This is a genomic window from Sulfitobacter aestuarii (genome assembly GCF_042685005.1).
Taxonomy (GTDB): Bacteria; Pseudomonadota; Alphaproteobacteria; order Rhodobacterales; family Rhodobacteraceae; genus Sulfitobacter; species Sulfitobacter aestuarii.
Genome location: NZ_JBHUMP010000044.1, coordinates 1 through 6,732, shown reverse-complemented (window position 1 = coordinate 6,732; position 6,732 = coordinate 1). Strand labels below are relative to the sequence as shown.

The window sequence follows — 6,732 nt, the reverse complement described above, 5'->3', positions numbered from 1 at the left end:
TGAGAAGATCACCCGAACCGGCGCCGTTGAAGGGATAGCGTTCCGGATCAGCGACTAAATCAGCACCCTGTTAGAAGAGCTTCGCTTCCGGGAGGCCTTCCAGGGTTTCTCTACCCGGTGTTTGAAGCAGTATCCAACGCTCTACATTCGATTGAAGACAAATATGAATTCCGCGCTCACGAAGACGGCTTCATAAAAGTTGAAATTGATATAAATTCAAAAAGAATTGTGGTTGAAGATAATGGAGAGGGCTTCAGCGCGGCTAACCTGGACGCTTTTCTGACACCATTTACCGGGAACAAATTGCGTCGAAATGGAAAGGGCTTTGGACGCTTCGTGTCGTTCAAGATATTTGACCGTGTGTTCTATGCTTCGCCGACGAAATTCGTAGACGGAAGGATAGCCAATTCCGTTTTCGAGTACACTCCGCTTAGTCAAGACGACAACCTTAAAGAACTGAGCAGCACCGAGCATCTCGCACCACACAAGCATGCCTCAGGGCTTTCCGTCGCGTTTTGCAATCCTCAAGATGAGTACAGAAAATACTTCCACTTTACTCCTGAAGGTAAAGAAGAAGATTACACGGAAGAGGAAATACTGATCGCACTTCTGGACCATTTTCTCCTGGAGTTTGTCCAGAAGAAGACGCCACGGAACTTCCTGTGTGTAATCGACGGCGCGACTTTCAACCTCTCTGACTATTTCACAGACAGCGTGACACAGCGCGACGAGGACACTGTTTCGTTTGAGATCGAAGGCGAGAATGTCGAGTTTCACCTACGCTATATGCAGATCGACGCGAAAAAATCTAAACGTCACAGCCTTTACTTTTACGCCGATAATAGAGCCACTAGTGACCTTGAGAACATTGCCAAGGGACTCCGAGAGACGCCTTTCACTGACCAAAAACGGCGGTACAATTACCTTGTTTCTGTAACCAGTCCCTATTTCAAAGCCACTCAGTCTCGCGATCGGATTGAGAATCTCGGAATTGAGATACAGCATCAAGGCAAGGAAAGGTTGCTGAAAGACGCCCTCGCTGTCGAAGCAAAGGCTCGCATTCTAGAAATTGAGCCAACCTATACCGGGAGCAGGCGTGCAACAATAAAATCTAACGTGGAGGAGTTGATTGCACTCGACCCTGTCCTCCGAAGAGGTCTCGGGGGGAAAACTCTTGAAGAGTTTGTCAACGAGAGAGGTATCACAGAGTCAAAGGAGCAGCTGGCGCAGGACTTATTTGTTGCACGGCTAAGAAGCAAGTTCGACTTTCGAAAGATAAACTCAAAGACACCGTTAGAGGAACTCCAGAGGGTAGTTAGAAATAACATCCCAGCCGATGCGAAAGAGGCGTTGGCCATCTACGTAGCCTATAGGAACGACGTGATCAAAGTGCTCACGGAAATGCTAGATCGTAAGTCCGACGGATCGGTGGCCAAAGAGGATGCCGTCCACGAGCTGATCTACCCTCGGTACAAGGACAGCGAAGAGATCGACTATTCCTCGCACAACCTCTGGCTAATCGATGACGACCTTGCGTACGCGGAGTACATCTCCAGTGACCGGACCCCGAAGGGCAGGCAACGCGGAAAAGGATCGTTCGCTCACGATATATTGGTGAACAACGAGAAAGAGCTTCTTGTCGTCGAGATGAAACGTCCACACAAGAAGGGATTTGTCGCTGACGAGAACGCTGACAAACCAACCGACAATCCGGTGCAGCAACTTATTTCACAGATTGGGGAAATACGCGATTTTGGTGGCGTTACTACGAGCGGTGACAGAAAGGTTGAGGTCTCGCGGGAGAATATGGTGCGGGGCTATGTTATAGCCGACTGGAACGATGACTTAGAGACTTACCTCAAAGACAATGACTTTAAGATCACGAATTTCGGTGGCCCGATGGCCTACAAGTACTTTGATACGCGCAATATGATTGTCGAAGTATTGGCCTTCGACAGACTGAAAGATCGCGCCGCTAAGAGGAACATGGTGTTTGTCGATATCCTAGAGGGTAAGACAAATTTTGCTGGGCTTCAGATTAGCCGCTTGGCAGGTGAGTGAGTAGTGTCGCCTCGTCTCGCTCGGCGCACCTTCGCGTTGAGCGTGGTGAGTATCCGGAAACCGTCCTCATGCTCTGGGCTCGGCTCCATCCAGCGCCACGCACGAATGTCATAGATGGGCTGACACCGGCCATTCGCCAGCCGTAGCGTGAATGGCCAATTGGGACCAGACTCCCCCCCCCCGCCAGTTAAAGTCCTATCGACTGAAAACGCTCCCTACGATCTCAAAGATTTGTAGACCGTCGCTCGCCCGATCCCAAGCTCCTTAGCAATCGCAGTAGCTCCCATGCCTGCCTGCCTCAATTCTTTAACCTTAGCGTCATCAACAACCTTCGGGCGCCCTTTAAAAAGCCCCTTTGCTCTTGCCTTTGCGATACCCTCCGCCTGGCGTTTGCGAATGATGTTCCTTTCGAATTCTGCGAAAGCTCCCATCATCTGCAGTTGCAGCGTGGCAAAGGCATCATTCGACTTGGCGGAAAACGTCAGCCCCTCCGTTCTAAAGGTTATCGAGACGCCCTTGTCGTTCAACCGTTGAATTATCGATTGCAGGTCGCGCAGGTCTCTGGCCAATCGGTCGATGCTATGGACCACCACAGTGTCACCTTCTCGGACCCATTCCAGCATCGCGTTGAGCGCTGGGCGATCTTTGGCGCTTTTGCCGGAAAGCTTTTCTTCGAAGAGCTTGTCAGCGTCGCCCAGGTCCTGTCGGTCGAAGTTTTGCTCTACAGTACTGACCCGCCGATAACCTACGATAGACATGAATGTCTCCTATGACACTAGACCTTTGTAGAGTACCGTCTATTAAATTCAATTCAAGTCTAAATATACGCTCGTTCCGTCGATTTGGGCTGTCTCGGTAGGGTAGACCTTTATGGACGATTGAACTTGCCAGGTTCAGTGACGTTGGTGACATTTTCGATGTCTGGGGATGTCCTTCTAAGAGAATGAAGGTTGCAGGCAGGCAATGTCTGCCGTTCAAAAACAGCGAAATGCTTCGGTTCGATTGCAAAGCGATGGTCCGCAAGCGGCCATTCGGCTTTTAGGCTGACCCCTGCTACGCAAGCTTTTGGTAATCAGCGTGTTGCCACCGTATTAGTTGCCAGTCGGTATAGTTTGAAATGAAGGAACGAAATCGGACGCAAATATCAGGGACAGCGGACCGCCAATCCTACCGGCGAGAGTCGGTAATCATCTAGTCGCACCATTGAGGGCGGGACGAAACCGAGCCTGTTCCATCCCGCCTGTTGGAAAATGCGTTCGACCGCCGCTGCCTCACAAAGCTTCAGCAGGCGTGTTTAGTAGCCCAATACCTTGGCGCGGGCGTTCATTTCACCGGCGTCTGCGTATACCATATAGGGTCCGATAATCTTGCGATAGGCGAGGAAGCTTTCCACGGTCCTGCGGGTGATCTCATCGTCACTGTCTTGCAGCTCGTGATAGATCTCTTCTGCCGCTGCACCCATCGCGGCAACAATATCCTCCGGCATTTGGCGCACTTTGACGTCATGATCCGAAATCAGCCTCTGCAGGGCTTTGGCGTGGTTGGTTTGATATTCCACCAGGGAGGAAATATAAATGCTTTCGCTAGCCAGCTTCACGATGGTTTGCAGGTCCGCAGGGAGCTCGTCCCACAGAGACTTGTTGACGGCGATCTCTCCGGCTGAAGAGGGCTCGCCTACACCCGGCCAGTAGTAGTATTTCGCGACTTGGTGATACCCGAGCGCGCTGTCGGTCCAGGGGCCGATGAACTCCCCGGCATCGATGGCGCCGGTTTGCAGCGCTTGGAACATGTCCGGTCCGCTCATCGCTTGCACCGCCATTCCGATCTTGGAATGCATTTCTGAGGACAGGCCGGTAGAGCGGAAGCTCATCCCCTTGATGTCATTCACCGATTGTAGCTCTTCACGAAACCAGCCACCCCATTGCGGGCCGGTATTCTCGCACAGGAATGGCTTTAGATTGAACCGTGCGTAGGCTGCGTCGTATAATTCCTGCCCACCGCCGTTCTTGAGCCATCCCAATTGCTCGTCAGCCCGAAGCCCGAAGGGTTGCGAGCCAAACAGCAGCAGACCCTTCGATTTAGATCCCCAATAAGCGGGCACGGAGTGATAGATTTCTGCCGTGCCTTCAGAGACCGCGTCGAAAACGCCGTTTCCTGGAACCAGCTCCCCGGCCGCGTAGAGTTTGATTTCGAGCCGCCCGCCAGAAACTTCGGTGATCAGATCAGCAATTTTCTGTGCATTGATTCCTGGCCCGGGGAGATTCTTGGGCCAGGATGTCACCATTTTCCATTGACGCTTGTCCTGTGCAATCACAGGGGTCGCAAGAGTGGAAGTGGCGGCGATAGCTGCTCCTGCGGCGAGGAAGTTTCTGCGTTTCATATTTTGATTTCCCTGGTGGTGGTTGTGAAAGAAATGCGCCCGGTTCCGCGTTCTCCAGTTTCCGAGCGCGGCTGACCTCAGGCGGGGTAAAGAACCGGAAAATCAGGTCCCTCGAGCGGCTCTCCGGTTTGCAATGTCAGATGAGCAAAGGGCGGCGAGCCCTTCCCGCCCCTGTCCTGGAATACAGCGTCATCGCCGACCCAACGCGTCGAGAAGGCGCGGCGGCGGGTGGCCTGCCCTTGGTTGGCCGCCGCGCCGTGTACCGTGCGAAAGTTGAATGCTACGGCATCGCCCGGCTGCATGTCCCAGGCTCGGATATCGTAAAGGTCCGGGTTGCCATCGATATCGGGCATTTCCTCGGCATCATCACCTTCGTACAAATCTGTCCCGTCGAAGCGTTTGGGTTTGTGCTGTTTGTTCCAGAGATGCGACCCTGCCACGCAGCGCAACGCGGTTTCCTTCGCGACCGGATCAAGCGGTATCCAGAAGCTGACGCTTTGCTCACCTGTGGTGCAGTAGTAGGGTTGATCCTGGTGCCAAGGTGTCACGACAGAGGTGCCAGCCTCCTTGACCAGCACATGGTCATGGAAAAGTCGGCAGGTCGTGGATTGCATCAGCTTTGCGCCGGTTTCCGCCGCCACGGAAGAGGTTACGAAATTGCGGAAAGCGTCGATCCGCCCCCAGTTGCACAGGTCCTGAAAGAACGGGGCCGATCCATCGGTTGGCTGATAGGATCGTTCGAGCGGGCTGGGATCGCGCATAAGCGCTTCGATTCCTTCGGTGATAGGCTCAACCCATTCGCGGAAGAGTCCCGGTAGGAAGATCACGCCATCGCGCGTGAATGTCTCGGACATGTCATCGGTTATTCGATATTTTTCTTGCGTTTGCATGTGGGTCCTCGTTGGTTGTATATACATGTATATACAAGCATGTTAGTACCTGTCTAGACATTTGGGGTTGGGAGGTGCGAGAAAGAAGAACAGCGTCGCCAGAAGATTTGGTGAGGCATCCACTCTAGGAATAATCAGATGACCAGTGCCGTCCCTACACCCCGCCCCGGCCCGCAGTACAAACGGATCATGGACGATATTCGGGCGCGGATCGCTTCAGAAGAATTTCTGGCGGGAGGGCGGATTCCGTCCGAAAGTATGCTGGTTCAACGGTTCGGAGTTTCCCGAATGACGGTTAACCGGGCGCTCCGTGAACTGGAGAGCGAGGGCATTCTTACCCGTATTCAAGGTGTGGGTACTTTCGTGAGTGAAGCGCGCAATGAATCGGCAGTGCTGGAAATTCGCGACATCGCCGAGGAAATTTCGATGGACGGGCGACAACATTCCTGTCGTTGCCTGACAGCGGAGAAATCCTCCGCGCCTAGGATCAACAGTCTTCTTGGCTTGCCCGGCAACGCCTTACATTTCCGAACCTTACTTCTGCATTTCGGAGACGATGCGCCAGTTTTGCTAGAGGAACGCTTCGTTAATCCCGGTTTCGCGCCGGACTTTCTACAAGTGGATTTTTCGACTACGACAGCTCATGCTCATTTGATGGGGTTAGGAACGCTCCAAGGCGCAGAGCATGTATTCGAAGCAGAAGCAATCGAAAGTGACGCGGCAGGCTGGCTACAGGTCCCGCCGGGAACGCCCTGTTTGCTTCTTCGACGTCGTACCTGGTCGCGCGACATGGTCGTCAGTATCGCGATCCTGACAGCGCCGGGCAGCTCGCGCCGCTACGCTGGGGTATTTGGCGAAATTCCTCAGAAAGCACAAACAATCCCGAAGCTTTGAGCAGTGGGATTCACGATCTCACTTGAAATGATCGGTATGATTTGAGGGTAGCCGCTAGTTCGTGAATAACCTTGGACAATAAGGAAGAGCGGTGGGGCCGCCGGACCGCGAGCTGCTCTCCGAAATGGCTGTATGCGCGGTTTCCTGCTTCATAGTGAGCGCCACCGTAGAGAAGAGTCTAGGTGCGCGAGAATATTGCTAGTTCTTCATCGCGCTGATCTTCTGAGAACCCAAAATGGATTTCACAGGGCGGCCCGTCCGGCCGGTAATCGAGGTTCACCTCGGCGCCAAAATCGCCTCTCAGGAGGGTGTTGATCATCTATGCGCCTGCTTCGGGGGCGGGGTCACGCTCTGGCCTGAGATGCGAAAACGTTGGGCGCCGCCCGCTTCGGTCGTAGTCAGTTCGAGCAGCTCATGCAGGTCGGACTTTTGCAAGCGGTGCGCCGCCCCCACCTTCCTTGTGATCGCCTGATCTGAGATTCGGCCCTAATGGATGGATTATCAGGG

General features: G+C 53.5%; 6 protein-coding genes. 2 read left to right on the top strand and 4 right to left on the bottom strand.

The features are described from left to right. Window positions 1–117: 117 nt before the first annotated feature. The gene (locus ACFSUD_RS19260; RefSeq protein WP_386376125.1) at window positions 118–2,061 is read left to right on the top strand and encodes an ATP-binding protein; all 1,944 of its coding nucleotides are present in this window, start codon (window positions 118–120) and stop codon (window positions 2,059–2,061) included. Between the two features lie 215 nt (window positions 2,062–2,276). Here ACFSUD_RS19260 and ACFSUD_RS19255 read toward each other — a convergent pair whose 3' ends face one another. The 3 genes from ACFSUD_RS19255 to ACFSUD_RS19245 all read right to left on the bottom strand — a co-directional run bounded on the left by ACFSUD_RS19255 (window position 2,277) and on the right by ACFSUD_RS19245 (window position 5,331). After that, the gene (locus ACFSUD_RS19255) at window positions 2,277–2,819 is read right to left on the bottom strand and encodes a recombinase family protein (RefSeq protein WP_386376124.1); all 543 of its coding nucleotides are present in this window, start codon (window positions 2,817–2,819) and stop codon (window positions 2,277–2,279) included. 536 nt (window positions 2,820–3,355) lie between these two features. After that, complete coding sequence (locus ACFSUD_RS19250; RefSeq protein WP_386376123.1) at window positions 3,356–4,441, bottom strand: TRAP transporter substrate-binding protein; 1,086 nt, start codon at window positions 4,439–4,441, stop codon at window positions 3,356–3,358. Window positions 4,442–4,518: 77 nt separating this feature from the next. Next, complete coding sequence (locus ACFSUD_RS19245) at window positions 4,519–5,331, bottom strand: phytanoyl-CoA dioxygenase family protein (RefSeq protein WP_386376122.1); 813 nt, start codon at window positions 5,329–5,331, stop codon at window positions 4,519–4,521. Window positions 5,332–5,469: 138 nt separating this feature from the next. Here ACFSUD_RS19245 and ACFSUD_RS19240 point away from each other — a divergent pair, with 138 nt between their 5' ends. Further along, entirely contained in the window at window positions 5,470–6,225 is a 756-nt protein-coding gene (locus tag ACFSUD_RS19240; RefSeq protein ID WP_386376121.1) for a GntR family transcriptional regulator, read from the top strand. Between the two features lie 178 nt (window positions 6,226–6,403). Here the strand turns inward: ACFSUD_RS19240 and ACFSUD_RS19235 are convergent, their stop codons facing one another. Next, window positions 6,404–6,544, bottom strand: a complete 141-nt coding sequence (locus ACFSUD_RS19235) for a hypothetical protein (RefSeq protein WP_386376120.1) — start codon at window positions 6,542–6,544, stop codon at window positions 6,404–6,406. Window positions 6,545–6,732: the final 188 nt, after the last annotated feature.